This is a genomic window from Sphingomonas sp. 8AM (genome assembly GCF_902506455.1).
In the GTDB taxonomy this organism is placed as follows: Bacteria; Pseudomonadota; Alphaproteobacteria; order Sphingomonadales; family Sphingomonadaceae; genus Sphingomonas.
Window position 1 is genome coordinate 7,501 of sequence record NZ_LR733844.1, and the last position, 24,817, is coordinate 32,317.

The following is a 24,817-nucleotide window of genomic DNA, read 5'->3' on the forward strand; positions in this document are numbered from 1 at the left end:
TGCTCACGACGCCAAGCTGTTCGCCAAGGTCAACGCGCTGATCGAGGAATGTCGGCGGCATCCGTTCAGGGGCACGGGCAAGCCGGAGCCGCTCGGAGGCAATTTGTCAGGCTGGTGGTCGCGCCGGATCAGTCATGAGCATCGGCTGGTGTATCGGGTCGCGGGAAGCGGCGAGGAGCGGGTGCTGCAGGTGGCGCAGTGTCGGTATCATTATTGAGCCCGGCGCTCTGACCGCCGGGCTCCTGTTGACCGCCTGATTTAAGAGGCCGGATGAGCGGAAAGCTTACTCCGCTGCCGGCAGATAAACCTCGCCGCCCTTCTCCTTGAACCGCTCGCTCATCTCCGCCATCCCGGCCTCGGCTTCCTCCGCCGCGACGAACGTCTCCACCGGCGCATTCTGCTTCGCCGCGAAGTCTCTCACCTCCTGCGTAATCTTCATCGAGCAGAATTTCGGCCCGCACATCGAGCAGAAATGCGCGGTCTTCGCGCCTTCCGCCGGAAGCGTCTGGTCATGGTACGATTCCGCCGTATCGGGATCGAGCGACAGATTGAACTGGTCGCGCCAGCGGAACTCGAAGCGCGCGCGGCTCAGTGCGTCGTCGCGCAGCTTGGCGGCGGGGTGGCCCTTGGCCAGATCGGCGGCGTGCGCGGCGAGCTTGTAGGTCACCACGCCGACCTTCACGTCGTCGCGATCGGGCAGCCCCAGATGCTCCTTGGGCGTGACGTAGCAAAGCATCGCGGTGCCGTACCAACCGATCATCGCCGCGCCGATGCCCGACGTGATGTGGTCGTAACCCGGCGCGATGTCGGTGGTGAGCGGCCCGAGCGTGTAGAAGGGCGCTTCGCCGCACGCTTCGAGCTGCTTTTCCATGTTCTGCTTGATCTTGTGCATCGGCACATGGCCGGGGCCCTCGATCATCACCTGCACGTCCTGTTCCCAGGCGCGCTTGGTCAACTCGCCGAGCGTGTACAGCTCGGCGAACTGCGCCTCGTCATTGGCATCGGCGATGCTGCCGGGGCGCAGGCCGTCGCCGAGCGAATAGGCGATGTCATACGCCTTCATGATCTCGGTGATCTCGTCGAAGCGTTCGTAGAGGAACGATTCCTTGTGATGGCTGAGGCACCATTTCGCCATGATGCTGCCGCCGCGCGAGACGATCCCGGTGACGCGCTTCGCGGTGAGCGGGACGTAGGGCAGGCGGACGCCGGCGTGGATCGTGAAGTAATCGACGCCCTGTTCGGCCTGTTCGATCAGCGTGTCGCGGAAGATTTCCCACGTCAGCTCCTCGGCGATCCCGCCGACCTTCTCCAGCGCCTGATAGATCGGCACGGTGCCGATCGGCACCGGCGAGTTGCGGATGATCCACTCGCGCGTGTCGTGGATATTGCGCCCGGTCGACAGGTCCATGACGGTGTCCGCGCCCCAGCGGATCGACCAGACGAGCTTGTCGACCTCCGCCGCGACGTTCGAGGCGACCGCGCTGTTGCCGATATTGGCGTTGATCTTGACCAGGAAGTTGCGGCCGATCGCCATCGGTTCGGATTCGGGATGGTTGATGTTGTTCGGAATGATCGCGCGGCCGCGCGCGACCTCGTCGCGGACGAACTCGGGGGTCACGTAATCGGGGATGCTCGCGCCGAAGCTCTCGCCGTCGCGGACGTATTCGCGGAGCATCTCGCGGCCGAGATTTTCGCGGGTCGCGACATATTCCATCTCGGCGGTGATGATGCCGCGGCGGGCGTAATGCATCTGGCTGACGTTCGCGCCGGCTTTTGCGCGCAGCGGGCGGCGGTTGACGTTCGGGAAGGGCTGGACGCCGCCCGACCGGTCGGGGCCGAGCTGGCCGTTGTCCTCGGGACGCAGTTCGCGGGCGTCATAGGCCTCGACATCGCCCCGCCCGATGATCCACTCGCGACGCAGCGCAGGCAGGCCCGCACCAATGTCGATGCGCTCGGTCGGGTCCGTGTACGGGCCGGAGGTGTCGTAAACGTTGAGCGGCGGTTCGCCGGACGACGGGTCGAGGTCAATTGCACGCATCGCGACGTTCAGCGGGCCGACATGGACCTTGCGGCTGCCGCGGATCGGGCCGGTGGTGACACCGATTTCGGTACGGGCGGGAACGTCGGCCATCACGTCTTCTCCTCTAGTCCGGGAGAAGGAAGGGTGGTCCGGAGACGCCGCATCCACTCCCTACGCCGGTGTCAGCCGGATCAGGTTCAGCGGGTCGAGGGCTGCGGCCCTCCTCTCAACCGCAGCATCGGCGGTCCCCCGGGGAGTGGCCGGTATACGCGCGCCAACGCCGCGACACCAACGAAAAAGGCCGCGCTCCGACGGTTGCGGAGCGCGGCCCTGCCGGCATCGGAAAGACGGATCAGCTTGCCTTGCTGAAGTCGCCGCTGGTGCGCAGCGCCTCGATCGAATTGTTGGTGCCGGCCGGAAAGAAGCCGCCCGAGGTCTTCGCCGCATCGGTCAGGTAGACGATGTTGTGGACCTGCAGCGTCGAGCGGCTGAACGCGATCCCGTTGCTGTCAGCGGGGACGATGTTGGCCACCTCCGCCCCGCTGACCGTGGCAGTGATCCCTTGGTCGAGATCCTTGCGGTCGGTCGCGCCGTCGAGGGGCCTGCCATCGAGCGAGTCCCGCGCGTCGGAGATCTTGTTCGCCTTGACCCGCGCTTCCGAGCCGCGGCGGTAAAGCTCGGCACGGATCAGGCCGGCGTGATACGCCTCCGCCGCGAGAATGCCTGCGGCGGCTTCCAGGTAGATCGCGCTGCTGATCAGCGGCGACGCGCCCTTGTAGGCGGTGACCCCGACATCCTCGAACAGATAGGCGGCAAGCAGGAAATTGTCGTCGTTGAGGTACGGATCGAATTCGCCGTTGCCGTCCGCAATCCCCGCTGCGCGCGCAGCGGCGCTGAACGCGCCGGTCGCCCCGCCGTCGATGTTGATCGCCGGCTGGTGGATCACCTGCGCGGCGCTGACCGAGGTAATGACGGCGCGCAGCGCGTTGACATGCGCCAGTTCGTCGGCGGCGATCTCGCGCGCATAGCTGGCGATGATCGGGTCCGAGAAGGTGACCTTGCGCCCGCCGGTCACGCCACCGCGCGTACCGACCGTGCCGGTGAGGCTCGCCTCGGGCAGCGAACGCCCGAACGCCGCGAACGAATAGAATTGGGCCTCGAGATATTCGAGGTTGAGCGCCAGTTGCAGGATCGCGACGTCGGTGGAGACGCTGCCGGTCGCGGTCGGCGTCGGGGTGGGAGTCGGACTTGGCGTCGTGCTGTTGTTGTTGTCGCTGCCGCAGGCGGACAACAGCGCGAGCCCGCCGGCCGCGGCGGTGCCAGCGCCGGCCAGCTTGAGGAAGCGGCGGCGCTCGGCCCGGCGGGCCTCGGCGAGTTCGAGCGCGGCGAAAACGGAATCCTTGATCATGGCGTCATTCCCTGTTGCGGGGCGTATGGGCAAAGGCGGGGAGGCGGTGCGAGCCGCCTCGCGTCAGGCCGATGCCGCGCTTGTCTTGATGTTGCCGTTGACCCCGGCCGGGAAGAAGCCGCCGCTCGGTACCGCCGCCTGGTTGAGATAGACGATGTTGAGCACCTGCAGCGGCGTGCGGCTGAACGCGATGCCGTTGCTGTTGAGCGGCGCGATGTTCGATACGTCGAGCGACACGCCATTGTCGACGATGGTGCCGGTCGCCAGCCCCGTATCGTCGACGGGGCCGATGCCGCGAACCAGGTCCTCGGTCGGGCTGCCGTCCAGCGTGTCGCGCGCCCTGGAAATGCCGGTGGTCGCCTCGATGAGCTGGAGCGAGGGCGTCTGCAGCCCCTTGCGATACAGCACGGAGCGGATGATCGCGGCGTGATACGCCTCGACCGCGAGGATGCCGGCGGCGGCCTCCAGATAAATCTTGCTGTTGATGAGCGCGGGCGCGGCGCCCTTGTAGGCGGTGACGCCGACATCCTCGAACAGATAAGCGCCGAGCAGGAATGCCTCGTCCGAGCCATAAGGGTCGAAGGCGACACCCTCGCCGACCAGCCCGGCACGGCGTGCGGCGGTGCTGAATGCGCCCGACGCGCTGGTGCCGAGGTCGATCACAGGCTGAGCGAGCCGTGATGTATCGGTGAACTGCGCGCGCAGGAAGCGGACGTGCGCCAGCTCGTCCTGATAGATTTCCTGCGCATATTGCTGGACGATCGGGTCCTTGAACCCGACCGCGCGCCCGCCCGTGGCTGCACCGGCGGTGCCGACCGAGCCGCTGATGTCCGCGGCGGCGAGCCCGCTGCCGGTGACAGCGAAGGAATAGTAATTCGCCTCGAGATATTCGAGGTTCAGCGCGAAGTTGAGCACGTCGACCTCGGTGAAGGTCGGAGTGGGGGTGGGCGAGGGCGACGGGGTGGGAGTCGCGGTCTGCGCCTGCGCGGCGCCCGACAATGTTGCGGCGGCGGCCGCGGCACCCAGCGCACCGGTGAAGAAGGCGCGACGCGAATCGCGGCGACGCACGCGCGCGTCGAGCGTCTCGATCAGCTGCTCGCTATCGGTCATGGCAGGCTCGTCCCTTCTGTTACTCGCGCCGGTACGCGGCGTTGAGGCGCGTGATAGGCCAGCAGCGCGCGAGGGGCAAAGACGGGATTTGATTTTTTGGAAAGCGCGTACCTTCGCCGCTCCCGCGGACTTGATACGGGGCTCTGCCTTTTCTCGGGAAAGGTGAAGAGAGCGCCCCTATCGGCTCCCGGGGCAATGGGTCGCCGCGGCAAAGCTGCGTCGTCGGTCGGGGCGAGGCCCCGCCGGCCGGTCTCGGGCGAGGTCGACGGAGCTGCGCTCCGGCGACCCGCCCTGCGAATTAAAACGTATATCCCAGACCAATCGCCGCGAGCCACTGGCTACGCGACCCCGCGATCGACACCACCGGCGTGTCGCCGAAATCGTTGAGCATCTTCTTGTAGGTGACGCCGCCGATCGCTTTCCAGCCTTTCAGCAGATTGCCGGTCAGCGAATAGGTGCCGGCCATGCCGACCGTCCAATGCTTCCAACCGCCGCGCGTGCGATATTGCGGTAGCCCGCTTGCCAGCGACTGTGCTGCGTCGACATCGAAATAGGTGCGTGCGAAACCGCGCTCGACGCGCTCGGCGGAGGCGAACAGCCCGACGCCGGCCTTCAGGCTGAGCGGGGTGAAGTAATTGACCGACGGCGACCAGATGCCGCTGTCGTGTACGCCGCTGACGTCGTGGCGATAGCTGAGCGAGGCCGACAGCTTGTCATACGGGCTGGTGAGCACGCCCGTCTTCCCAAGCCCGACGTAGCCGCCCAGCTCGATCGCGGTGTCGCGCTCACCCAACGCACGGATGCGGCGGTCGTCGATCGAATTGTTGTTGGTGCGGTTGAAGTTGATGACGCCGACCGGCCCGGCCTGCACGTCCCAGCTTGGCCCCGAGGCGTTCGGGATCAGATCGATCGAGGCACGGTTGCCGATCACCTGGAATGCAAAATTGTGGAACGAGCCAATCGCCGCCGGCCCGGGGACGACGCGATAATGGTCCGAGCCTTCGTAGTCGGGCAGATAGGCCGCCGCGACTGCCACCGTCACCGTATCGCCGACCAGCGCCGGGTCGGGCGCGGGGTTGGGCTCGGCCGGGACGGATGCGCCTTGCGCGAGCGCCGGCATCGCGACACAGGCAAGCCCGGCGGCGAGCAGCGCGCGAGCGGCAGAACGATTGACGTGCACGTAAATTCCCCTTCGATCTGCGCGCCCAACCGTTCGCGGGGAATTTTGCTCCATGTTGCTCGTCAGAGCATGTAGCGCATCCGGATCTGTTGCTCTTGGGCATCAGTGGTCAGCGAGAACCGTGCCGCCGAGAAGCGCGGCGGGCCGAACCGGATCGCGGGATTGCGCGAGAAGCCGAAGCCTTCCTTGGGTATGCCCGCGAACGTGTCCAGCTTCCTGTTGCCATTCTCGTCGTGGATCACCGCCACCGCATAATCGCCGCGCGGCAGGCCCGGGAAACGAATGCTGGTCTGCCCCGCCGGCACCGAGCGCGTTACCGCGTCGCGATCGTCGACGCAGTTCGGGAAATTGTCAGGATCGGCGGTCAGGCACAGCCGCAGCATCCCCTTGGCCGAGCGCAGATGGTCGATGTCCACCTGCAGCGAGCCGACCGGCGCCGCGCCGATCAGCGGCACCGCCAGCAACGCCAGACCCGACACGGCGAGCCGCTTTCGCGTGATCGCGCGCGAAATCGCCGAGCCCGTCGTCGGTGCCACAGAGCCGGTCCCAGAAGCGGAAATATAGGCCATAGTTACATCCGTACCGTTCATGGTGCCGCTGGTGATGGCTGGCGGTAATCAGCCACCGGCCCACCCGTCCCCCCCACATGAACCGCGGGAACATTTCCCAGCCCATATGATTGGTCACACCCATAATCGTCATGATCGTCAGCACCACCCCCAGTGCGGTGACATGGATCGGAATCACGAACACCAGTAGCGGAATGGCAACAGCGCCGGTCACCGCTTCGATCGGGTGAAACGCCATTGCCGCCCATGCCGTCGGCGGGCGGCTGGCATGATGCACCGCATGCGCCAGCTTGAAGACGCGCGGGCGATGCATCCAGCGATGCGTCCAGTAGAACCACGTGTCGTGCGCGATCAGATAGAGCAGCACCGACACCGGCAAATACCATAAAGGCCAGGCATGGACGTCGTCGTAGATCCGCGTCCAGCCGCGATTCTGCCAGCCCCAGGCGATGATGCCGGCAGGTACGCCATAGATACCGGCCGAGGCGAGGCTCCACAGGATCTCGCGGCGGATCTGCGGATCGAGCCCTGCGTAGAGCCGCGGGTGCTTCAGCCGCGTGGCGAGCGCGAAGCCGGCGCTCGCGGCCAGATAGCGCACGCCGACGATGAGGCTCATCGCCAGCGCCGACAACAGGATAGCGATTGCAGCGGACATGGGCATGGCTTCTAGCGCATCGCCGACGGGCGCGATAGGCAGGGCCATGCCTGTACGCCCCGCCGATATCGCGCTCGCCCACCGCCTCGCCGACGCCGCCGGCGCGGTGATCCGTCCGTACTTCCGCCAGCCGGCCGGGCTGGAGCTGAAGGAGGACCGCTCCCCGGTGACGCGCGCCGACCGTGAGGCCGAGGAGGCGATGCGGCGGCTGCTCGACGCCGAATGTCCCGGCGACGGCGTGGTCGGCGAGGAACATGGCGTGAAGGAGGGCGTGACCGGGCGGCGCTGGGTGCTCGACCCGATCGACGGCACGCGCAGCTTCACCGCCGGCCGCGCGATCTTTGGAACACTGATCGCGCTGGTCGAGGATGGCTGGCCGGTGCTGGGGATCATCGACCAGCCGGTGCAGCGCGAGCGCTGGACGGGCGTGACCGGGCGACCGACCCTGCTCAACGACGCGCCGGTGCGGACGCGGGCGTGTGCGGCGCTGGAGGGGGCGATCGTCGCGACGACCAGCCCGCATCTGTTCGAGGACGCCGACGTGCCGCATTTCATGGCGCTGGTGACCGCGGCGAGCGGCGGCGCACCGCGGCAGGGACCGGTCTATGGCGGCGACTGCTACAATTACGGGCTACTGGCGAGCGGCTTCCTCGACATCGTCTGCGAATCCGGGCTCAAGCTGTACGACTTCGCGGCGCTGGCGCCGATCGTCGAGGGCGCTGGCGGGCGGATGTGCGACTGGAACGGCGATCCGCTGACCGCCGACAGCGCCGGCCATGTGCTCGCGATCGGCGATCCGGCGCGGGCCGACGAGGTGCTGGACGCATTGCACCACGTCGGAGGGCATGATCACCACGATCATTGAGCGTCCTTCCGCCGCCCCGGCCTCCTGAGCTGCCGAAGGGACCGGCAGGGCGGAATCTGGCGGCGGGCGGCACGGGCCGATCGCCGCTAGAGTGCGATCCATCTAAGTTGAAGCGTAGCCGCTGTTGCGGAGATAGTTGGCGCATTCGTGGGGTGGGAAGGCGTCGAGAAGCGAGCCGATCTGCTGCCATGTCGTCTCGACCGATCGGGATGGAAAACGTAAAAAAGACACATGAAACGACTTAACTTCTGACGAACCCTCACACACCTTGAATGTGCAAGACCCGCAGAGCCGCCGCCCACATGTCCCTTCATCTTACCTACAATGTCAAAGAGCCCGCCGACAACAAACCGGACAATCGATCAATCCCGCTATCTCTAGCGAAAGACCGCTGTCCGTCTATGTGGCGACCAACAGAACCGCGCCTCAGTGGTGCGCCCCGTCGGTGAAAAGCCCTCTACGGGGAGGAGCCAAGGTCGTCAAACACTTTTTGCAATTTTATGTCGCTGCGCGCGGAAAAGCGCGGAAAACCGTCGCTTTCCCGCGTCGCTCCCGTCCTCCACCCGTCACAAACCACGAATCACGCCTGCTGGATGTAGTCGCGCATCGCCGCGGCATCGGCTTCAATGCGGTCGATGCGGTGCTTGACGAGATCACCGATCGAGACGATCCCGACCAGACGGCTGTCCTCGACGACGGGGAGATGCCGGATTCGCCGGTGCGTCATCAGCGAGAGCGCCGCGAGAATCGAATCGTCGCGCGTGGCTGTCAGCGGTTCGGCGGTCATGACCGATCCGACCGGCGTCGACAGCAACGCGGACGCCGCATCGCCGGCATCGGCGAGCAAGCGGACCATGTCGCGTTCGGAGAAGATGCCGCGCACCGCACCATCGTTACCGACCACTGGTAAGGCGCCGATGCGGTGCTGCGCCAGCATCGCGATCGCCCGTGACAAGGGAAGGTCGGTCGGGATGGAGACGACGTCCGTCCCCTTTTGCGCGAGAATGGCTGCGATCGTCATGATCCCCTCCGATGCTGTCCGCGATCTAGCGTCGCCTGCGCATCATCCTCTCTTTGCGCGCAAAAACAAGCACTGCCGGAAACGACAACGGCCGGCGCTCCCCTTCGGGAACGCCGGCCGTGCATCGGCAGGTCAGCCCTCGCCTTATTCGGCTGCGGCCGCCTCGGAAGGCGTGGCGCGCACGCGGCGACGTCGCGGCTTGGGCGCCTCGGCTTCCTCACTGCTCACCGGCTCGGCGGTGACGCCGAGTGCCGGCGGGAGGCGATCCGCGTCAAATGCCGGCGCCTGTTCGACGGGAGCGACCGCCTCTTCGCGCGGCTTGCGAGCGCGGCGGCGCCGCGGGGCGGTATCGTCCTCGCCGGTCGCGACGGTCACGTCGGGTTCCGGCGCGACGACCTGCTCGGGCTGCTGCTGCTCGGCGTAGGCCGGGCGGTTGTCGCGCTGGCGCTCGCCTCGTGGCCGGTCGTCGCGCTGGCGGTCGTCACGCTGACGATCGTCACGCGGCCGGTCGTCACGGGGACGATCGTCGCGTTGCTGCGCACGCTGGTCGCGGAAGCGTTCGCCGCGGCCGTTATTCTCGGTCTCGCTGGCGCGCGGCTGCTCCTCGGCGCGGATCGCATCGCCCTCGTCGCCGAAATCGTCGCCGTCATCGAACTGGTCGAAGTCGTCGCGCTGACGCCGCATCGGCTGCTGATCGTCCGACCGGCCGCGCTGGTCCGCAAGAACCCGGAAATAATGATCCGCGAATTGCAGATAATATTCGGTGTTGACGCGATCACCCGCCATCTGCGCGTCGCGGGCCATGTTCTTGTACTTTTCGAGCAACTGCGGCGCATTGCCGCGTGCGCGACTGTCGATCCGGTTGCCGCTGTCACGCTGTCCATGACCGCCGCCGCCCTGACGCTGCGGCTGGCCACCACCACGGCCGCGACGGCGACCGTTCTGACGGTTGTTGATCAATTCACTGTCCTCGTCCTGGAACCAAAACCGGCATTCGCTCCCGATGCACGGGGTGCAATCGTTCCCCGGCGCCGCGACCTGTTCGGTAACGCGGGCCTGCCATGGCCACCGGACTGCAGCGGCTGATGACGAAGGGAGGGCAGGCGCGCCATCCAACGTATGTCGGTGAGTTCGCGAGCCCCTGCGCCGTCTCTAGACGCCCGGCCGGCGTTCTCAAAGCAAAATATTGGAGCGCGTCCCGCCAAATTCAAGGCGTGACCACCAGACAGCGATCGTGATCACCCAGATCGCGCCGCACCGTGACCGACAATCCCGCCGCGCGGAACAGGGCTGCGGCGGACCGCCCCTGCGTCGCGCCGATCTCCACGCACGCCACCGCGCCGGGCGCGAGCAGCGCCGGGAGTTGCGTGGCAATGCGGCGATAGTCGTCGAGCCCGTCGCTTCCGGCGAACAGCGCGGCGGCAGGCTCGTAGCGCGCGACCTCGTCGGGGAGCGTCGTATCCGTCTCGATATAGGGGGGGTTCGCGAGAATGAGGTCGAAGGTCTCGGCGATGTCGTCCGCCCAATTGCCATGGGCGAAGCGCGCGCGATCGGCTATCCCGAGCGCGGTTGCGTTGCGGCGGGCATAATCGAGCGCGACCGGCGAGGCGTCCACGCCCTGCCCCGTCGCCGCCGGCCATTGATCGAGCGCGGCGAGCAGCAACGTGCCCGGCCCGCTGCCGAGGTCGAGGATGCGGCGCGGACCAATCGTCCCGGCGAAATGATCGACCGCCGCCTCGATCAGCGTCTCGCTGTCGGCGCGCGGGATGAGGACGCCGGGGCCGACTTCGAGATCGATCGTCCAGAAGGCGCGGGTGCCGGTGAGATAGGCGACCGGCTCGTGACGCGCGCGGCGGTCAACAAGGTCGGCGAAGGCGGGCGGGACGTCGTGGTCGTCGAGTGAGAGCAGCAGGCGGTTGCGGTCGATGCCGAGCGCGTGCGCGAGCAGCAGCTCGGCGTCCAGCCGCGCGGTCGGCGAGAAGGCGAAACGCGCGGCGGCGTCGCGGAGAGCGTCGCGGGGGGTGGTCATGCGGGGATGCGCGGCGTGAATGTTGCGAATGTTGAGACGGTGGCGGGGTGTCTCAACGTTCGGGATTGGGGGTGTGGATTGGTGTTGTGGACGGTCGAGAGTGGGCCGTTTCGGCTGTAATGGGTTGATCTTGCGCATTCTTCTGTCGCCCCGGCCTTGAGCCGGGGTCCCGCTTTCACTTCGGTCGGCAAGAAGCGGGGCCCCGGCTCAAGGCCGGGGCGACGGGGGTATGGTGTGGCTTGTGGTTGGCCCCTTGCGTGAGTGCCGCATGTGAAGGTTGGGACGGTGGCATTGCGCCTTAACATTCGTGGTCCAGCCGTCATTGCGAGCATAGCGAAGCAATCCAGAGCGTCCGGGCGAAAACCCCGGATTGCTTCGCTGCGCTCGCAATGACGATGGGGCATGGGGACCGTTCTTACCGAAAGAAGGGAGGATAGCGTGACAGGGCGGCTGTAGGACAGCGCCGCGGCAAAGCCGCGTCGTCGGTCGAGGCGCTGCCCCGCCGGCCGGGCTTGCGCGAGTCTTGCCGCGGCACGCAGCAAGCCGCGTCAAGCCTCCAGCGTCGCCAGCCGTTCCGCTTCGTCCTCGGCAATCAACGCCCCGATCAGCTCGTCCATCTCGCCCGCCAGTATCTCCGGCAAGCGGTGGAGCGTCAGGTTGATGCGGTGGTCGGTGACGCGCCCCTGCGGGAAATTGTAGGTGCGGATGCGTTCCGAGCGGTCGCCCGAGCCGACCATCGCCTTGCGCGTGCCCGAGCGTTCCGCCGCCAGCCGCTCGCGCTCCGCCTCGTAGAGCCGGGTGCGCAACACCTTGAGCGCCTTGGCCTTGTTCTTGTGCTGCGATTTCTCGTCCTGCTGGATCACCACCAGCCCGGTCGGCAAGTGGGTGATCCGCACCGCCGAATCGGTGGTGTTGACCGACTGCCCGCCCGGCCCCGACGAGCGGTACACGTCGATGCGCAGGTCCCTGGCCTCGTCGATCTGGACGTCGACGTCCTCCGCCTCGGGCAGCACCGCGACGGTCGCCGCGGAGGTGTGGATGCGTCCGCCGCTTTCGGTCGCGGGGACGCGCTGGACGCGGTGGACGCCGCTCTCGAATTTGAGCTTCGCGAACACGCCCGAGCCGGTGACGCTGGCGACGACTTCCTTATACCCTCCGGCATCGCTGTCGGAGGCGGAGATCAGCTCGACGCGCCAGCCCTGCCGCTCGGCATAGCGCTGGTACATGCGGAACAGGTCACCCGCGAACAGCGCCGCCTCGTCGCCGCCGGTGCCGGCGCGGAGCTCGAGCATCGCCGAGCGCTGGTCGGCGGTGTCGCGCGGGAGCAATGCGAGCGCGAGCTTGCGGTCCGCGCCGTCGAGGGCGGCGCGGTTCTCGCGCAATTCCTCTTCGGCCATTGCCCGCAGTTCGGCGTCGGCGTCGCTCGCCATGAAGGCAAGGCTCTCGGCCTCCTGCCGCAGCCGCCGCACCTCGCTGGCGGCCTGCGCGACGGGTTCGAGTTCGGCATATTCCTTCGATACCGACACGAAGCGGTCGCCGTCGAGATTGCCGGTCGCCATCTGCGCGGCGAGTTCGTCGCGGCGCGCCTCGATCTGGCGGATGCGGTCGATCGAGATACTGGTCATGCGCGACCTGCCTCCGTCACCCCGGACTTGTTCCGGGGTCCCGCTTTTGCGAGACCTTTGCGAACGTGCGGGATCTCGCGTTCCTGCAACCGTACCCCGGCGGAGGCCGGGGTCCAGTTGGAAAGGTGTTTCAGGTACTTACCGGTGCCTCCCAACTGGGCCCCGGCCTTCGCCGGGGTACGAAAGGCAGACGTTCGCAACGGTGTTGCTTCTATCGCCGCGTCGGAAAGGAAGCGGGGCCCCGGCTCAAGGCCGGGGCGACGACGAGGGGGAAGGATCACGCGAGGATCTCGGCGACGCGCGAGGTGTCGCCGCGCAGCACGCGTCCGCGCGTCGTGACCGTATCGCCGTCCATCGCAAACGTCAGCGTTTCGGCCGGATCGAGCTTGAGCGCCTTGTCGTAGCGCTTCTTGGGCGAACCGGTCGCGACCAGCTCCGCCGCCACCCCCGCGCGACGCAGCTTTGCGAGCGTCGCGACCGCCTCAATATGCGCGGCGTCGTTCTCGACCACCAGCACGACGTCAGGCCGCGCCGCCGCCGGCTCTTCCAGCAGCATCGCGAGCCGCTCGACGCCCGCCGCCCAGCCCACGCCCGCCGTCGCCGGGCCGCCGAGGCTCTCGACCAGCCCGTCATAGCGCCCGCCAGCCAGCACCGTGCCCTGCGCACCAAGCCGGTCCGTGACGAACTCGAACGCGGTGTGGCGATAGTAATCGAGACCGCGCACCAGCCGCTCGTTGCGGGTCCAGTGCACGCCGGCCGCGTCGAGGCCCTTCTGGACGCTCTCGAAGAACGCGCCGGCCTCGGCGCTCATGTAGGAATCGATGCCCGGTGCGGCGTCGGCGATCGGGCGGTCGCGCGGGTCCTTGCTGTCGAGGATGCGCAGCGGGTTCTTGTCGAGCCGGGTCAGGCTGTCTTCGGACAGCTCCCCGCGATGCGCCTCGAAATGCGCGACCAGGGCATCGCGCCATGCATCGCGGGTCGCGGCATCGCCGAGCGTGTTGAGTTGCAGCGTCACGCCGTCCGCGACGCCCAGCTCCTGCAAGAGCTGATCGGCGAGCGTCAGCAGCTCGACGTCCGCCGCCGGCTCGGGCGCACCGAGCACCTCGGCGTCGATCTGGTGGAACTGGCGATAGCGGCCCTTTTGCGGGCGTTCGTAGCGGAACACCGCACCGCTGGTGACCAGCTTGAGCGGCGCGAACTGCTGCCAGCCATTGGTGATATAGGCGCGCGCGATCCCGGCGGTGAATTCGGGACGCAGTGTCAGCAGGTCGTCGCCCTTGTCGGGGAAGGTGTACATCTCCTTCGAGACGACGTCGGTGGTCTCGCCGATCGAGCGCGCGAACACCTGCGTGTCCTCGAACACCGGCACCTCGACGCGCTCGAAGCAATAGAGCCGGCGGACGCGGTCGAAGGTGTCGAGCACGTGCGCGAAGCGGCGCTGCTCGTCACGGAAGATGTCCTGCGTGCCGCGCACGCGCTGCGGGGTGGGAATACGGGCCATAAGAACGTGCGCTACTAGTCGGCGCGTCGCGCAAGCGCTAGCGGCTGTTCGCATGAACGATCGCGCGCGCTGGTGGGGATTGGGACGGCGGATCGCACCGCCGCGCTTCGTGCTGTTCGCGGCGGTACTGGTCGTGGCGATCGCGGCTTTGTGGTCGCCGTTTGGCGAAGGCCGCGCGGCGATGGCGGGGTTCGATATCGCGGCGGTCGTCTTCCTGCTCAGCATGATCCGGCTGCCGCGCCACGACAGCCCGGCGCAGATGCGCGTCGTGGCGCAGGCCAACGACGCCAATCGCACCCTGCTGCTGGCGATCACCGCGGCGGTGATGCTGGTGATCCTGACCGCGGTGCATGAGGAATTGCAGGGGCGGCAGAGCAACCCGATGCGGTTGCTGGTGATCGTCACGCTGGCGCTGGCGTGGCTGTTCTCGAACATGGTCTATGCGCTGCATTATGCGCATCTGTTCTATATGCCCGGCGAGGACGGAAAGGATGCGGGCGGGATCGACTTTCCGGGGACCGACACGCCCGATTACTGGGACTTCGTCTATTTCAGCTACACGCTGGGGATGACGTTCCAGACCTCCGACGTCTCGATCCGCTCCGGCACGGTGCGGCGCGCGGTGCTGGGACAGTGCCTGGCCGGGTTCGTGTTCAACCTCGGGGTGATCGCGTTCAGCATCAACGTGCTGGGCGCCAACTGAGCGGCGGGACTGGACGCGGGGCGCGCGGGCTGATTAACCGGGTCAGTCACCCTGTCCTTTGGGAGCCCCGATGATCGCCCGTTTCGCGTCCGCCGCCCTTCTCGCCTCCGTCGCCCTCACCCCGCTCGCCGCGCAGGTGCCCGCCGGCAACAGCGCGCCGCAACCGGTGCCGTTCACCGACACGATCCCCGCGCCGCGCGACGTGCGCTTCCCCGGTACGCTCAAGCTGAACGTCGACGCCAGCGATCCGTCGCAGGGGATCTTCCGCGTGACGGAGACGATCCCGGTGCCGCAGGCCGGGCATATGGTGCTGCTGTTCCCGAAATGGCTGCCCGGCGCGCATAGCCCGCGCGGCGAGATCGAGAAGCTGGCCGGGCTCATCATCACCGCGAACGGCAAGCGCGTGGAATGGACGCGCGACCCGGTCGACGTCTTCGCCTTCCATATCGACGTGCCGACGGGCGCGAAGACGGTCGAGGCGCAGTTCCAGTTCATCTCGGCGACGCAGACCAATCAGGGTCGGATCGTGATGACCCCGACGATGATCTCGCTCCAGCCAAATTCGGTCAGCCTGTATCCGGCCGGGTATTTCACGCGGCAGATCCCGGTCCAGATGAATGTGAAATACCCCGAGGGCTGGACCGCGGCGGGCGCGATCCCGGCCAGGAAGGCAGGGTCGACCTATAGCTATGACACCACCAATTACGAGGTGCTTGTCGACTCGCCGGTGCTGGCGGGCAAGTATGGCAAGGTCTGGCCGCTGTCCCCACGCGTCAACCTGAACGTCTTCGCCGACGATCCCGCCGAGCTGGCCGCGACGCCCGAACAGATCGCCGGGCACCAGCGGCTGGTCGAGCAGGCGGTGAAGACCTTCGGCGCGCAGCATTACGACAAATACGAATTCCTGCTGTCGATCACCGACAAGCTGGGCGGGATCGGGCTGGAGCATCACCGGTCGAGCGAGAATGGCGTGACGCCGGGCTATTTCACCAAGTGGAACGACGGCCCCGGCCGCCGCAACCTGCTGCCGCACGAGTTCACGCATAGCTGGGACGGCAAGTTCCGGCGCGGTGCCGACCTGTGGACTCCCGACTTCCGCACCCCGATGCGCGGGTCGCTGCTGTGGGTCTATGAAGGGCAGACGCAATTCTGGGGCTATGTGCTCCAGGCGCGTTCGGGGCTGGTGAGCAAGCAGGACACGCTCGACCAATATGCTGCGATCATGGCGCTCTACGACAGTCAGCCAGCCCGGGCGTGGCGGTCGCTGGTCGACACCACCAACGATCCGGTGATCTCGCAGCGCCGGCCGAAGGGCTGGACGAGCTGGCAGCGCAGCGAGGATTATTACAACGAAGGGCTGCTCGTCTGGATGGACGTGGACTCGCTGCTGCGCGAGAAGTCGGGCGGCGCGAAGTCGATCGATGATTTCGCCAAGGCGTTCTTCGGCATCCGCGACGGCGACTGGGGCGAGGTGACCTATACGATCGACGATGTCGCCAAAACGCTGAGCGGCATCGTGCCGTTCGACTGGGCGGGTTATCTGCGCCGGCGGCTGACCGAACATGCCGCGGGCGCGCCGACCGACGGATTCGCGCGCAACGGCTACCAATTGTCCTATAGCGAGACGCCGACGTCGTCGTTCAAGGCCGCCGAAGCCGCGGCCAAGTCGACCAACCTGACCTATTCAGGCGGCATGGTGCTCGACTCTGCGGGCACGCTGACCGGCGTCACGTGGGACAGCGCGGCCTTCAAGGCGGGTTTCACCGTCGGCGACCAGATCGTCGCGGTCGATGGCGAGGCGTATAGCGCCGACAAACTGAAGGCCGCGATCACCGCCGCGAAGGGCACGAAGACCGCTATCCCGTTGACCGTGAAGCAAGGCGACCGGTTCCGCAGTGCAGCACTCGACTATCATAATGGCTTGCGTTACCCGCGCCTTCAGAAGATCGGCACCGGCGAGACCGGTCTCGATCGTCTTCTTGCGCCCCGCTGATCCGGGGCGTTTGCACCTCAAGAGGGGAAGAGAATGCGTATCGACCTGATCCCGGTGGGGAAGAACCCGCCCGACGACCTGAACGTGGTGATCGAGGTGCCGACCGGCGGCGAGCCGGTGAAGTATGAGTTCGACAAGGCATCGGGGGCGCTGTTCGTCGACCGCATCCTGCACACGCCGATGCGCTATCCCGCGAACTACGGCTTCGTGCCGCACACGCTGTCGCCGGACGGCGATCCGCTCGACGCGCTGGTGATCGCGCGCTCGCCGTTCATCCCGGGCTGCGTCGTCCGCGCGCGCCCGATCGCGGTGCTGAACCTCGAGGACGAGGCCGGCGGCGACGAGAAGCTGGTGTGCGTCCCCGTCGACGAGGTGTTCCCTTATTACTCGAACGTCGATGGCCGCGCCGACGTGCCGGAGATCGTGTTCGAGCAGATCGAGCACTTCTTCACGCACTACAAGGACCTCGAGAAGAAGAAGTGGGTCCGCGTCGGCGTCTGGGGCGACCGCGACGAGGCGCGTCGCATCACGCTGGAAGCGATCGAGCGCTACAACGCCGCCAAGTCGCAGGGTGAAGAACCGCACGATCACGACGTGCCGGGTCGCGACTGAGACCTGATCGACATTTCCGGCTCACGCCCGTCATTCCGGACCTGATCCGGGATTCCGCTTCGGCCTCGCCCGCCACGAAGAAGCGGGGCCCCGGATCAGGTCCGGGGCGACGAGGCAGGAGGTATCCCGACTGAAGTCGGGCGGTCCGCCTTGAAACCCTAAATGTCGATCGGCCCTTGCAGCTGACCGTTTCCCTTGAGGCTGGCCCCAGGAGGCGACGTTCCAACCATCAGCCGGCACCCCGGCGATGAAGCGTGATCAAGCCCGCTGCTTCCGGGAGGCGGGCTTTTTCTTCGCCGGTGCGCGCCGCCCCGCCGCCACGCCAAGCAGCGCCCATTGGCGCAGCGCCTCGCCGTCGTCGTAGCAATCCGCGGGCGCACGCCGATAGTTCATCGACGCCACCGTCCCGTCGCTGCGCGCATAGGTGAAGCGCGCGCACTCCGCGGCGTCCCAGGCCGCATCACTCTCGGCATCGCTCTTGAACCACAGGCTGCCGTCGCCATCGACGATCGCGAAGACCGCGCCATCGAGGTAGAGCGTCGCCCCGCCCATCATCCGGCGGTGGGTGACGCTGCCGTCCGCCGCCAGCGCCTCCGCGACCCAGTCGATCAGCCCGTGGTCCAGCGCCATCGTCTCAATGCCCTGCGGTCAGCTTGAGCCCGGCGATACACCCGACCGCGCCGAGGATCAGCAACAGCCGCACCGGCGTCGCCGCCTCGCCGTAGAAGAAAATGCCGGTCAGGACGGTGCCGAGCGCGCCGATCCCGGTCCATACCGCATAGGCGGTGCCCATCGGGATGCTGCGCGCGGCGATTTCCAGCAGCAGCATCGACATCGACACCGAAGCAAGAAAGGCGAACGTCCAGCCGATGTGGCGAAAGCCGTCGGCGTTGCGCAGGCACGTGGTGAAGCCGACCTCGAACAGCCCGCCGACGATCAGCCAGACCCACGCCATCAGCCCCGCCCTGCCAGCGCCAGCAATGCCGCGCCGTCGACGCGCTGCACGGTCCATTCGTCCTGCGCGACCGCCCCCTTGGCGCGATAGAAGTCGATCGCGGGGGTGTTCCAGTCGAGCACCCACCATTCGAAGCGCGCATAGCCACGATCGACCGCGATCCCGGCCAGCGCCTTGAGCAATGCCGCGCCCGCGCCCTGCCCGCGCGCCTCGGGGGCGATGTAGAGGTCGTCGAGCCAAATGCCGCGTTTGCCGGTCCAGGTCGAGAAGGTGAGATAGAAGATCGCGAAACCGACCGCGCGGCCGTCGAGATCGGCGATCAGCGCCTCTACGGCCGGTTGCGCGCCGAACAATGCGTCGTGGAGCATCGGTTCGGTCGCCTCGACCGCGTCCGGCGCCTTTTCGAACGCGGCGAGATCGCGGACGAAGCCAAGCATTTTGGGCACGTCGGCGGGCGTGGCGGGACGGATCGTGAGCGTCATGCGCGTGGGTCTAGCGTGTCTTGGCGCGTCTGCCCAAGCCTCTCACGTTATTCCCGCCCAGGCGGGAATCCAGAGCTTCCGACCTTCCGCTTCGATCGACAGACCCGCGCGTCTGGATTCCCGCTTTCGCGGGAATGACGTATGCGTGGTTAAGCCGCACCCTCAAGCGCGCCCTGCGGCACCGTCCGCCGGCCCGCGGCATAGAGGCACGCCGCGACGATCACGCCCGCGCCCACCAGCGTCGTCGGCGCAACCCGCTCGCCGAAGCACAGCCAGCCCAGCACCGCGGCATAGACGAACGAGGTATATTCGGTCGTCGCCAGAAACCCGGCCTCGGCATGCGCATAGGCCCAGCCGAGCAGGAACAGCGACGCAGACGCGAGCAGCCCGGCGACCGCGATCTTCCACCACAACGCGATGGCGGGCGGCGACGCCAGCCACGGCGCGGCGCACAGCAGCAGGAGTGCGATGATCGCGGACTGCACGAAGGCGATCTCGCCGGGCGTCGCGGCCTGGCTCTGGAGCCGCGCGACGATCAGGTTAACCGCGTAAAGGATCGCCGAGGCGAGGATCGCGCCCGCCCCAACCAGCGCGTCGGGCCCGAGCGTCATCCGCGTCTGCCCGGCGAGGATCACCGCCACACCCGCCAGCGCCGCGAGCGACGCGCCCACCACCCGCGCGCCGACGCGCTCACCCAGCAACCATGCGCCGAGCAGCAACGCGAGCAGCGGCGCGATGTAGGTCAGCGCGATCGCCTGCGCCATCGGGACGCGCGCCAGCCCCCAGAAGAACAGGAGCGCCATCGCGGTGGTCAACGTGCCACGGGCGAGATGCAGCCGCAACGCCCGCGCCGCGATCCGCCGCCCGCCGCCGACGCGCCACGCCGCGCCGCCGATCAGGGTCTGGAGCGCCGTCCGCCACAGCAAGGCATTGTAGACGCCGATCGCCAGCACCAGCGACTTCATGAACGCGTCCATGATCGAGAACAGCCCGATCCCGCCCGCCGCGACGCCGAGCGCCAGCGCGGGGGAGAGGTGGCGCGGGATGGTCATCGGATCAGTCATGCGGCCCGTCGTCGCGCGGATCGCGGCGATCAATGCGGATGCCGCCGTCGATCAATTCGAGCGTCACCTCGTCGCCCTCTGCCAAGCCGCAATCGCGGAGCAGATCGGGCGGGATCGTGATGGCGCCGTCGGGGTCGACCGTCGTCAGAAGATGTTCCACCATGGCCTCTTGGTGACCGGCGTGGCGTTTTCGACGATCGTGAAGGTCGCGCCGCTGACCGCATCGTAGCGGTGGCCAGTGATCGCTTCCATGATCGCGACGGGGATGTCGAAGAGGTGATCGACCTCGCCGCCCTCGTCATCCCGTTCGCGCGCCTGCGCCTCCGCGACGATCGGCGCGAAGGAGGCGGGCCAGTCGCCGGCGAGTTCCCCTTCTTCGTCGCCGCGATAGCTGAGCGACCAGCGTGCCGCGCCATCGTCGACGTGCAGGTCGGCGGCCATGACGCCTTCGTGCACCATCAGCGTCGCGACCGCCGGGCGCGGCGTCATGCCGGTCAGGCGCGAGGCATCTGCCCAGTCGCAGTCATTGGCCCAGACGATCGTCCAGCCGCCCGGCAATTCGGCCGCCGACAGCGGCGCCTCGTTCGCCTCGTCGATTTCCCCGGTGTCGGTCAGCCCCAGATGCGACAGCACCGCCGCCTTGTCGGCCTTCGCCGCCAGCTGGCTGATGCGATAGCCCATCGCCGTTACGCCGCCGCCAGTTTCGCCGCCGCGTCGATCGCCTCGATCTCGGCGGCCTTCGCCTCGACCAGCCTGACGATATGCTCGATCATGTCGGTGTCCTGCACATGGTGGTCGGTCACGCCCGAGAGATAGACCATGTGCTTGCCATTGCCGCCGCCGGTGATGCCGATGTCGGTCTCGCGCGCCTCGCCGGGGCCGTTGACGACGCAGCCGAGCACCGACAGGCTCATCGGGGTGCGGATATGCTGGAGCCGTTCCTCCAGCGCCTGCACGGTGCGGATCACGTCGAAGCCCTGTCGCGCGCAACTCGGGCAACTCACCACGCGCACGCCGCGGTTGCGGATGCCGAGCGCCTTGAGGATCTCGAACCCGACGCGGACTTCTTCCTCCGGCTCGGCCGACAAGGACACGCGGATCGTGTCGCCGATCCCGAACCACAAGAGCGAGCCCATGCCGATCGACGACTTCACCGTCCCGCCGATCAACCCGCCCGCCTCGGTGATGCCGAGGTGGAGCGGGCAATCGACCGCATCGGCGAGTTGCTGATAGGCGGCGACCGCCAGGAAAACGTCCGACGCCTTCACCGCGACCTTATATTCGTGAAAATCGTGGTCCTGCAGCAGCTTGATATGGTCGAGTGCCGATTCGACCAGCGCCTCCGGGCACGGCTCGCCATATTTCTCGAGCAGGTCCTTCTCGAGCGACCCCGCATTGACGCCGATGCGGATCGCGCAGCCATTGGCCTTGGCGGCGCGCACCACCTCCGCGACACGATCCGACGAGCCGATGTTGCCGGGGTTGATGCGCAGGCACGCCGCGCCGGCATCGGCGGCTTCGAGCGCGCGCTTGTAGTGGAAGTGGATGTCGGCGACGATCGGCACCTTCGCGGCGCGGACGATCTGGCCGAGCGCGGCGGTGGAGGCAACGTCGGGGCAGCTGACGCGGACGATGTCCGCCCCGGCCTCCTCGCAGCGGCGGATCTGGTCGATCGTCGCGGCGGCATCCTCGGTCGGGGTGTTGGTCATCGTCTGCACGGTGACCGGGGCATCCCCGCCGACGGGGACATTGCCGACCATGATCTGGCGGCTGGGACGACGCGCGATATCGCGCCACGGACGGATCGACATGCCCGCCCTATACGCGCGTGGCGTGGCAGTTCAAAGTCGCGGCACGCGGCAAGCGGTGCTACGCGCCGGGAAATGCAGCGTCACTATGGACTTGACTGGCTCCGCATCGGGGCGTTCGCGATCCTGATCCTGTATCACGTCGGGATGGTGTTCGTGCCGTGGGACTTCCATGCGAAGCTGCCCGGCGCGTGGTGGGTGGCGGTGCCGATGATGGCGTCGAACCCGTGGCGGCTGGCGTTGCTGTTCCTCGTCTCGGGCTATGCGAGCCGCGCGCTGATGCTGCGCAACAAGGCGCCGTGGCGGTTCGCGCGGCAGCGCTCGCTGCGGCTGCTGGTGCCGCTGGTCTTCGGGATGGCGGTGATCGTCCCGGTGCAGCCGTGGGTCGAGCTGGTCGAGAAGCACGGTTATGCCGGGGGCTTCGTGCACTTCTGGCTGCACGATTATTTTCGCTTCGGCGCGCTCGGGCCGCTGTTCCTGCCGGCGTGGAACCACCTGTGGTTCGTCGCCTATCTGTGGGTGTATACGCTGGTGCTCGCAGGCGGGGCGCTGCTGCTGCCGCAGGTCGTGCGGCGCACGATCCAGCGCGGCTTCACATGGACGATGCGCGGCCCGGCGTTGCTGATCGTGCCGATCGCGTGGATGGTGCTGGTCAGCTTCTGGCTGTTCCCCGGCGGGCGCGAGACGCATGCGCTGGTCGACGACTGGGTCGCGCACTTCAGCTACTTTCCGTTCTTCCTGTTCGGCTACGCACTGGCGTGTGCGCCGGAAACGCTGGCGGCGCTGGTCGCGCGGTGGAAACCGTCGGCGGCGATCGCGCTGGTCGCCTATGCGGTGGTCGCCGGGATCGAAATCCGCTGGCCCGGGAGCAGCATGCCGTATCCGTGGGGGATCGTCTTCTCGGTGGCGCGGTCGGTCGAGGGCTGGGCGGCGGTCGCGGCGCTGATCGGCTATGCCGACGGCCACTGGAACCGCGACCGGTCGTGGCGGCGGATGCTGACCGAGGCGGTGTTCCCCTTCTACATCGTCCACCAGTCGATCATCGTGCTGGTCGCCTTCTGGCTCGCGCCGCTCGGGCTGCCGGGCGCGGTGGCGTTCGCGGTGCTGGTGGTGGCGACGCTCGCGGGGTGCTGGGCGTTTTATATGGGCGGACGTGCGATCGGGCCGCTCCGTCCGCTGATCGGGCTGCGGCGACATGCGTCACGGCGGACGCATGTCGATCCGCGGCCGGCGATCGTGTGAAGCCCCGGCGATCGCCGCCGTCGTGGCGTAGGGCGAGTGTATCAACCTCAACCGTCATTGCGAGCGTAGCGAAGCAATCCAGGGCGTCTCGGTCCGGCTCTGGATTGCTTCGCTACGCTCGCAATGACGGAAAGGGGCTGGCCGACGCCGTCGCGCCTACTGCCCGAACGTGCCCGCGCGGTAGAGCAGCGTGATCGCGACGCGGCGGTTGCGCGGGTCCTGCGGGTTGTCGGCGATCATCGGTTCGCGATCCGCCACGCCCTCAATCCGGTTGAAGCGCGTCTCGGGAAGGCCGCCCAGCGCCAGCCGGCGGCGCGTCGCCTCGGCGCGGCCCGATGACAGCATCCAGTTGTTCATCGCGCGCGGATCGCCATACGGCAGGCTGTCGGTATAGCCGCGGATCATGATCGGGTTCTGCGTCTCCTTGATCCCTTGCGCGACCAGCCCGATCAGCGCCGAGGCATCGGTCGCGAGCGCGGTCGTGCCGACCGCGAACATCGAATAATCGGCGTCGTCGACCAGATCGATGCGCATCCCGTCCGGCGTCATCGTGAAGCGGATATGCTTCGCGAGCTTCGCCAGCTCGCGCTGCGCCATGATCTTCTGCATGACCTGCTGGCGCAGCTTGGCGAAGTTCTTGGCGTCTTCCTTGGCGACCGCGCTGCTGCTGCGCAGCGAGCCCTTCTTGCCGAAGCCCTTGGCCTCGCCGACCGGATCGGTGGTGACCAGTGCCAGCGCGTGAAGGTCCGACGTGCCCGCCTTCGGCCCGATCTTCTCCTTCGAGGTCAGCGATTCGCCGCCGAACATGCCGTTGCCGCCGATCCCGACGCGCTTCTTGTCGATCAGCGTCGGCGCGAAATAGTCGGCGATGCCCTTGCGCTGCTTCTCGGTCGTCGCGCCGAGCAGCCACAACAGCAGGAAGAACGCCATCATCGCGGTCACGAAATCGGCATAGGCGACCTTCCACGCGCCGCCATGGTGTCCCCCGGCGACAACGGTGATCTTCTTGACGATGACGATCTTGGGCGGCTCGTTCTTGCCATGCGGTGCCTTGGCCATCGCGCTTACTTACCGCGCAGGCCGTCGAAGACCTCGGCGAAGCCGGGCTGGTTCTTGTGGTCGATGCCCGAGCGCGCCGCCTCGATCACCAGCGGCTGCGGATGGCCGTGGAGCGAGGCGATGATGATCTGCTTGACGACGTGATAGATCGCCGCATCCGCCGAAATCACCTGTTTGAGCCGCCCGGCGAACGGATTGACGATCCCGTACGCCAGCAACACGCCCATGAAGGTACCGACCAGCGCCGAGCCGATCATACCGCCGAGCACCGACGGCGGCTTGTCGATCGAGCCCATCGTCTTCACGATCCCGAGCACCGCCGCGACGATACCGAGCGCGGGCAGCGCGTCGGCGAGGCTCTGCAGCGTGTGCTCAGGCCCCTCGACCTCGTGGTGGTGGGTCTTGATGGCGTTGTCCATGACCTCCTCGACCGCATGGACGTCGAGCGTGCCCGAGGACACCACGACCAGCCGCAGCGTGTCGGCTATCAGGTTGACCAGCGTGTGGTCCTTCAGGAGCTTGGGATATTCGGCGAACACCGCCGAGGACTTCGGGTCCTCGACATGCGGCTCCAGCGCGATCGGCCCTTCCATCCGCAGCATCTTCATCAGCTTGCTGACGAGGAAGATGACGTCGAGATAATCCTGCTTCTTGTACTTCGGGCCCTTGAAGACCTTGCCGAGCCCGCCGCCGACCGCCTTCAGTTCCTTGCCGGAATTGCCGATAACCAACGCGCCTGCCGCCGCACCGCCGATGATGAGCATCTCGTGCGGGATCGCCTCGAACACCGGGCCGAGATTGCCGCCGGTGATAGCGAAGCCGCCGAACACCATGCCGAGGAGGATGACGAGGCCAATGGCCGGGAACATACGTTTTTCCCCAATAAGCTTGCGGGATGATTCTCGAGGGGAGTGGT

At 67.3% G+C, this 24,817-nt stretch carries 26 protein-coding genes, 1 pseudogene and 1 riboswitch (1 of these 28 cut by a window edge); of the genes and pseudogenes, 6 read left to right on the top strand and 21 right to left on the bottom strand.

Annotated elements, in window-relative coordinates:
• On the top strand, nt 1-217 hold the 3' portion of the coding sequence (locus BACI71_RS00045) for a Txe/YoeB family addiction module toxin (protein WP_159753339.1). It extends 50 nt beyond the left edge of the window; 217 of the gene's 267 nt are visible here — the last part of the coding sequence; its start codon lies off the left edge, out of view; the stop codon is at nt 215-217.
• Between the two features lie 66 nt (nt 218-283).
• Here BACI71_RS00045 and thiC read toward each other — a convergent pair whose 3' ends face one another.
• The 6 genes from thiC to BACI71_RS00075 all read right to left on the bottom strand — a co-directional run bounded on the left by thiC (nt 284) and on the right by BACI71_RS00075 (nt 6,942).
• A complete protein-coding gene (gene thiC, locus BACI71_RS00050) occupies nt 284-2,131 on the bottom strand; it encodes a phosphomethylpyrimidine synthase ThiC (RefSeq protein WP_159753342.1) in 1,848 nt (615 codons plus the stop codon).
• A gap of 40 nt (nt 2,132-2,171) precedes the next feature.
• A riboswitch (TPP riboswitch) is annotated at nt 2,172-2,282 on the bottom strand.
• A 90-nt stretch (nt 2,283-2,372) separates the two neighbouring features.
• A complete protein-coding gene (locus BACI71_RS00055) occupies nt 2,373-3,428 on the bottom strand; it encodes a ferritin-like domain-containing protein (protein WP_159753345.1) in 1,056 nt (351 codons plus the stop codon).
• A gap of 63 nt (nt 3,429-3,491) precedes the next feature.
• The gene (locus BACI71_RS00060; RefSeq protein ID WP_159753348.1) at nt 3,492-4,538 is read right to left on the bottom strand and encodes a ferritin-like domain-containing protein; all 1,047 of its coding nucleotides are present in this window, start codon (nt 4,536-4,538) and stop codon (nt 3,492-3,494) included.
• A gap of 298 nt (nt 4,539-4,836) precedes the next feature.
• Complete coding sequence (locus tag BACI71_RS00065; RefSeq protein WP_159760676.1) at nt 4,837-5,658, bottom strand: MipA/OmpV family protein; 822 nt, start codon at nt 5,656-5,658, stop codon at nt 4,837-4,839.
• Nucleotides 5,659-5,780: 122 nt separating this feature from the next.
• Nucleotides 5,781-6,167 carry a DUF2141 domain-containing protein gene (locus BACI71_RS00070; RefSeq protein ID WP_443018489.1) on the bottom strand — a complete coding sequence of 129 codons (387 nt, stop codon included), beginning with the start codon at nt 6,165-6,167 and terminating at the stop codon, nt 5,781-5,783.
• Nucleotides 6,070-6,942, bottom strand: a complete 873-nt coding sequence (locus BACI71_RS00075; protein WP_159753351.1) for a sterol desaturase family protein — start codon at nt 6,940-6,942, stop codon at nt 6,070-6,072. Before BACI71_RS00075 ends, BACI71_RS00070 begins: the two co-directional genes overlap by 98 nt.
• Nucleotides 6,943-6,988: 46 nt before the next feature.
• Between BACI71_RS00075 and BACI71_RS00080 the strand changes: the two genes are divergently transcribed.
• Nucleotides 6,989-7,807, top strand: a complete 819-nt coding sequence (locus tag BACI71_RS00080) for an inositol monophosphatase family protein (protein ID WP_159753354.1) — start codon at nt 6,989-6,991, stop codon at nt 7,805-7,807.
• 102 nt (nt 7,808-7,909) lie between these two features.
• Here the strand turns inward: BACI71_RS00080 and BACI71_RS00085 are convergent.
• The 6 genes and pseudogenes from BACI71_RS00085 to hisS form a co-directional block, all read right to left on the bottom strand.
• A pseudogene (locus BACI71_RS00085) lies at nt 7,910-8,014 on the bottom strand (IS630 family transposase); the annotation flags it as partial.
• A gap of 373 nt (nt 8,015-8,387) precedes the next feature.
• On the bottom strand, nt 8,388-8,828 hold the full coding sequence (locus BACI71_RS00090; RefSeq protein WP_159753375.1) for a CBS domain-containing protein: 441 nt from the start codon (nt 8,826-8,828) through the stop codon (nt 8,388-8,390).
• 144 nt (nt 8,829-8,972) lie between these two features.
• Nucleotides 8,973-9,944: a DUF4167 domain-containing protein gene (locus BACI71_RS00095; protein WP_328803959.1), complete on the bottom strand. Its 972-nt coding sequence runs from the start codon at nt 9,942-9,944 to the stop codon at nt 8,973-8,975.
• 91 nt (nt 9,945-10,035) lie between these two features.
• Nucleotides 10,036-10,857, bottom strand: coding sequence for a peptide chain release factor N(5)-glutamine methyltransferase (prmC, locus tag BACI71_RS00100; RefSeq protein ID WP_159753394.1), 822 nt, complete (start codon nt 10,855-10,857; stop codon nt 10,036-10,038).
• Between the two features lie 548 nt (nt 10,858-11,405).
• Nucleotides 11,406-12,482, bottom strand: coding sequence for a peptide chain release factor 1 (gene prfA / locus BACI71_RS00105; RefSeq protein ID WP_159753397.1), 1,077 nt, complete (start codon nt 12,480-12,482; stop codon nt 11,406-11,408).
• Between the two features lie 277 nt (nt 12,483-12,759).
• Nucleotides 12,760-13,983 carry a histidine--tRNA ligase gene (hisS, locus tag BACI71_RS00110; RefSeq protein ID WP_159753400.1) on the bottom strand — a complete coding sequence of 408 codons (1,224 nt, stop codon included), beginning with the start codon at nt 13,981-13,983 and terminating at the stop codon, nt 12,760-12,762.
• A gap of 52 nt (nt 13,984-14,035) precedes the next feature.
• Between hisS and BACI71_RS00115 the strand changes: the two genes are divergently transcribed.
• From BACI71_RS00115 to ppa, 3 genes are all read left to right on the top strand, one after another.
• A complete protein-coding gene (locus tag BACI71_RS00115) occupies nt 14,036-14,686 on the top strand; it encodes a DUF1345 domain-containing protein (protein WP_159753403.1) in 651 nt (216 codons plus the stop codon).
• Between the two features lie 70 nt (nt 14,687-14,756).
• Nucleotides 14,757-16,679 (top strand): M61 family metallopeptidase, encoded by a 1,923-nt coding sequence (locus BACI71_RS00120; protein ID WP_159753406.1) that lies wholly within the window; start codon nt 14,757-14,759, stop codon nt 16,677-16,679.
• A gap of 33 nt (nt 16,680-16,712) precedes the next feature.
• Entirely contained in the window at nt 16,713-17,291 is a 579-nt protein-coding gene (gene ppa / locus BACI71_RS00125) for an inorganic diphosphatase (RefSeq protein ID WP_159753409.1), read from the top strand.
• 258 nt (nt 17,292-17,549) lie between these two features.
• Here the strand turns inward: ppa and BACI71_RS00130 are convergent, their stop codons facing one another.
• The 7 genes from BACI71_RS00130 to ispG form a co-directional block, all read right to left on the bottom strand.
• A complete protein-coding gene (locus BACI71_RS00130) occupies nt 17,550-17,921 on the bottom strand; it encodes a TfoX/Sxy family protein (RefSeq protein WP_159753412.1) in 372 nt (123 codons plus the stop codon).
• 4 nt (nt 17,922-17,925) lie between these two features.
• Nucleotides 17,926-18,246: a DMT family transporter gene (locus BACI71_RS00135; RefSeq protein ID WP_159753415.1), complete on the bottom strand. Its 321-nt coding sequence runs from the start codon at nt 18,244-18,246 to the stop codon at nt 17,926-17,928.
• Nucleotides 18,246-18,728, bottom strand: coding sequence for a GNAT family N-acetyltransferase (locus BACI71_RS00140; RefSeq protein ID WP_159753418.1), 483 nt, complete (start codon nt 18,726-18,728; stop codon nt 18,246-18,248). Before BACI71_RS00140 ends, BACI71_RS00135 begins: the two co-directional genes overlap by 1 nt.
• A gap of 149 nt (nt 18,729-18,877) precedes the next feature.
• Complete coding sequence (locus BACI71_RS00145; RefSeq protein ID WP_236552745.1) at nt 18,878-19,792, bottom strand: DMT family transporter; 915 nt, start codon at nt 19,790-19,792, stop codon at nt 18,878-18,880.
• Nucleotides 19,785-19,952: an AbrB/MazE/SpoVT family DNA-binding domain-containing protein gene (locus tag BACI71_RS00150; RefSeq protein ID WP_159753421.1), complete on the bottom strand. Its 168-nt coding sequence runs from the start codon at nt 19,950-19,952 to the stop codon at nt 19,785-19,787. Before BACI71_RS00150 ends, BACI71_RS00145 begins: the two co-directional genes overlap by 8 nt.
• Nucleotides 19,937-20,473 (bottom strand): hypothetical protein, encoded by a 537-nt coding sequence (locus tag BACI71_RS00155; protein ID WP_159753424.1) that lies wholly within the window; start codon nt 20,471-20,473, stop codon nt 19,937-19,939. Before BACI71_RS00155 ends, BACI71_RS00150 begins: the two co-directional genes overlap by 16 nt.
• 5 nt (nt 20,474-20,478) lie before the next feature.
• The gene (gene ispG, locus BACI71_RS00160) at nt 20,479-21,603 is read right to left on the bottom strand and encodes a flavodoxin-dependent (E)-4-hydroxy-3-methylbut-2-enyl-diphosphate synthase (RefSeq protein WP_159753427.1); all 1,125 of its coding nucleotides are present in this window, start codon (nt 21,601-21,603) and stop codon (nt 20,479-20,481) included.
• A gap of 72 nt (nt 21,604-21,675) precedes the next feature.
• Here ispG and BACI71_RS00165 point away from each other — a divergent pair, with 72 nt between their 5' ends.
• A complete protein-coding gene (locus BACI71_RS00165) occupies nt 21,676-22,842 on the top strand; it encodes an acyltransferase family protein (RefSeq protein ID WP_159753430.1) in 1,167 nt (388 codons plus the stop codon).
• Between the two features lie 156 nt (nt 22,843-22,998).
• On the opposite strand, the gene BACI71_RS00170 is transcribed toward BACI71_RS00165, so the two are convergent.
• Nucleotides 22,999-23,901, bottom strand: coding sequence for a flagellar motor protein MotB (locus tag BACI71_RS00170; RefSeq protein WP_159753433.1), 903 nt, complete (start codon nt 23,899-23,901; stop codon nt 22,999-23,001).
• Between the two features lie 5 nt (nt 23,902-23,906).
• A complete protein-coding gene (motA, locus tag BACI71_RS00175) occupies nt 23,907-24,770 on the bottom strand; it encodes a flagellar motor stator protein MotA (RefSeq protein ID WP_159753436.1) in 864 nt (287 codons plus the stop codon).
• Between the last annotated feature and the right edge of the window lie 47 nt (nt 24,771-24,817).

Coding starts and splice junctions, on each gene's coding strand:
- prfA (WP_159753397.1), bottom strand. CDS start 12,482: ATGACCAGTATCTCGATCGACCGCATCCGCCAGATCGAGGCGCGCCGC.
- BACI71_RS00155 (WP_159753424.1), bottom strand. CDS start 20,473: ATGGGCTATCGCATCAGCCAGCTGGCGGCGAAGGCCGACAAGGCGGCG.
- BACI71_RS00135 (WP_159753415.1), bottom strand. CDS start 18,246: ATGGCGTGGGTCTGGCTGATCGTCGGCGGGCTGTTCGAGGTCGGCTTC.
- hisS (WP_159753400.1), bottom strand. CDS start 13,983: ATGGCCCGTATTCCCACCCCGCAGCGCGTGCGCGGCACGCAGGACATC.
- thiC (WP_159753342.1), bottom strand. CDS start 2,131: ATGGCCGACGTTCCCGCCCGTACCGAAATCGGTGTCACCACCGGCCCG.
- BACI71_RS00145 (WP_236552745.1), bottom strand. CDS start 19,792: ATGACTGATCCGATGACCATCCCGCGCCACCTCTCCCCCGCGCTGGCG.
- BACI71_RS00090 (WP_159753375.1), bottom strand. CDS start 8,828: ATGACGATCGCAGCCATTCTCGCGCAAAAGGGGACGGACGTCGTCTCC.
- BACI71_RS00120 (WP_159753406.1), top strand. CDS start 14,757: ATGATCGCCCGTTTCGCGTCCGCCGCCCTTCTCGCCTCCGTCGCCCTC.
- BACI71_RS00065 (WP_159760676.1), bottom strand. CDS start 5,658: ATGCCGGCGCTCGCGCAAGGCGCATCCGTCCCGGCCGAGCCCAACCCC.
- BACI71_RS00055 (WP_159753345.1), bottom strand. CDS start 3,428: ATGATCAAGGATTCCGTTTTCGCCGCGCTCGAACTCGCCGAGGCCCGC.
- ispG (WP_159753427.1), bottom strand. CDS start 21,603: ATGTCGATCCGTCCGTGGCGCGATATCGCGCGTCGTCCCAGCCGCCAG.
- BACI71_RS00130 (WP_159753412.1), bottom strand. CDS start 17,921: ATGGCGCTGGACCACGGGCTGATCGACTGGGTCGCGGAGGCGCTGGCG.
- BACI71_RS00165 (WP_159753430.1), top strand. CDS start 21,676: ATGCAGCGTCACTATGGACTTGACTGGCTCCGCATCGGGGCGTTCGCG.
- BACI71_RS00075 (WP_159753351.1), bottom strand. CDS start 6,942: ATGTCCGCTGCAATCGCTATCCTGTTGTCGGCGCTGGCGATGAGCCTC.
- BACI71_RS00115 (WP_159753403.1), top strand. CDS start 14,036: ATGAACGATCGCGCGCGCTGGTGGGGATTGGGACGGCGGATCGCACCG.
- BACI71_RS00140 (WP_159753418.1), bottom strand. CDS start 18,728: ATGACGCTCACGATCCGTCCCGCCACGCCCGCCGACGTGCCCAAAATG.
- BACI71_RS00170 (WP_159753433.1), bottom strand. CDS start 23,901: ATGGCCAAGGCACCGCATGGCAAGAACGAGCCGCCCAAGATCGTCATC.
- BACI71_RS00080 (WP_159753354.1), top strand. CDS start 6,989: ATGCCTGTACGCCCCGCCGATATCGCGCTCGCCCACCGCCTCGCCGAC.
- BACI71_RS00060 (WP_159753348.1), bottom strand. CDS start 4,538: ATGACCGATAGCGAGCAGCTGATCGAGACGCTCGACGCGCGCGTGCGT.
- ppa (WP_159753409.1), top strand. CDS start 16,713: ATGCGTATCGACCTGATCCCGGTGGGGAAGAACCCGCCCGACGACCTG.
- motA (WP_159753436.1), bottom strand. CDS start 24,770: ATGTTCCCGGCCATTGGCCTCGTCATCCTCCTCGGCATGGTGTTCGGC.
- prmC (WP_159753394.1), bottom strand. CDS start 10,857: ATGACCACCCCCCGCGACGCTCTCCGCGACGCCGCCGCGCGTTTCGCC.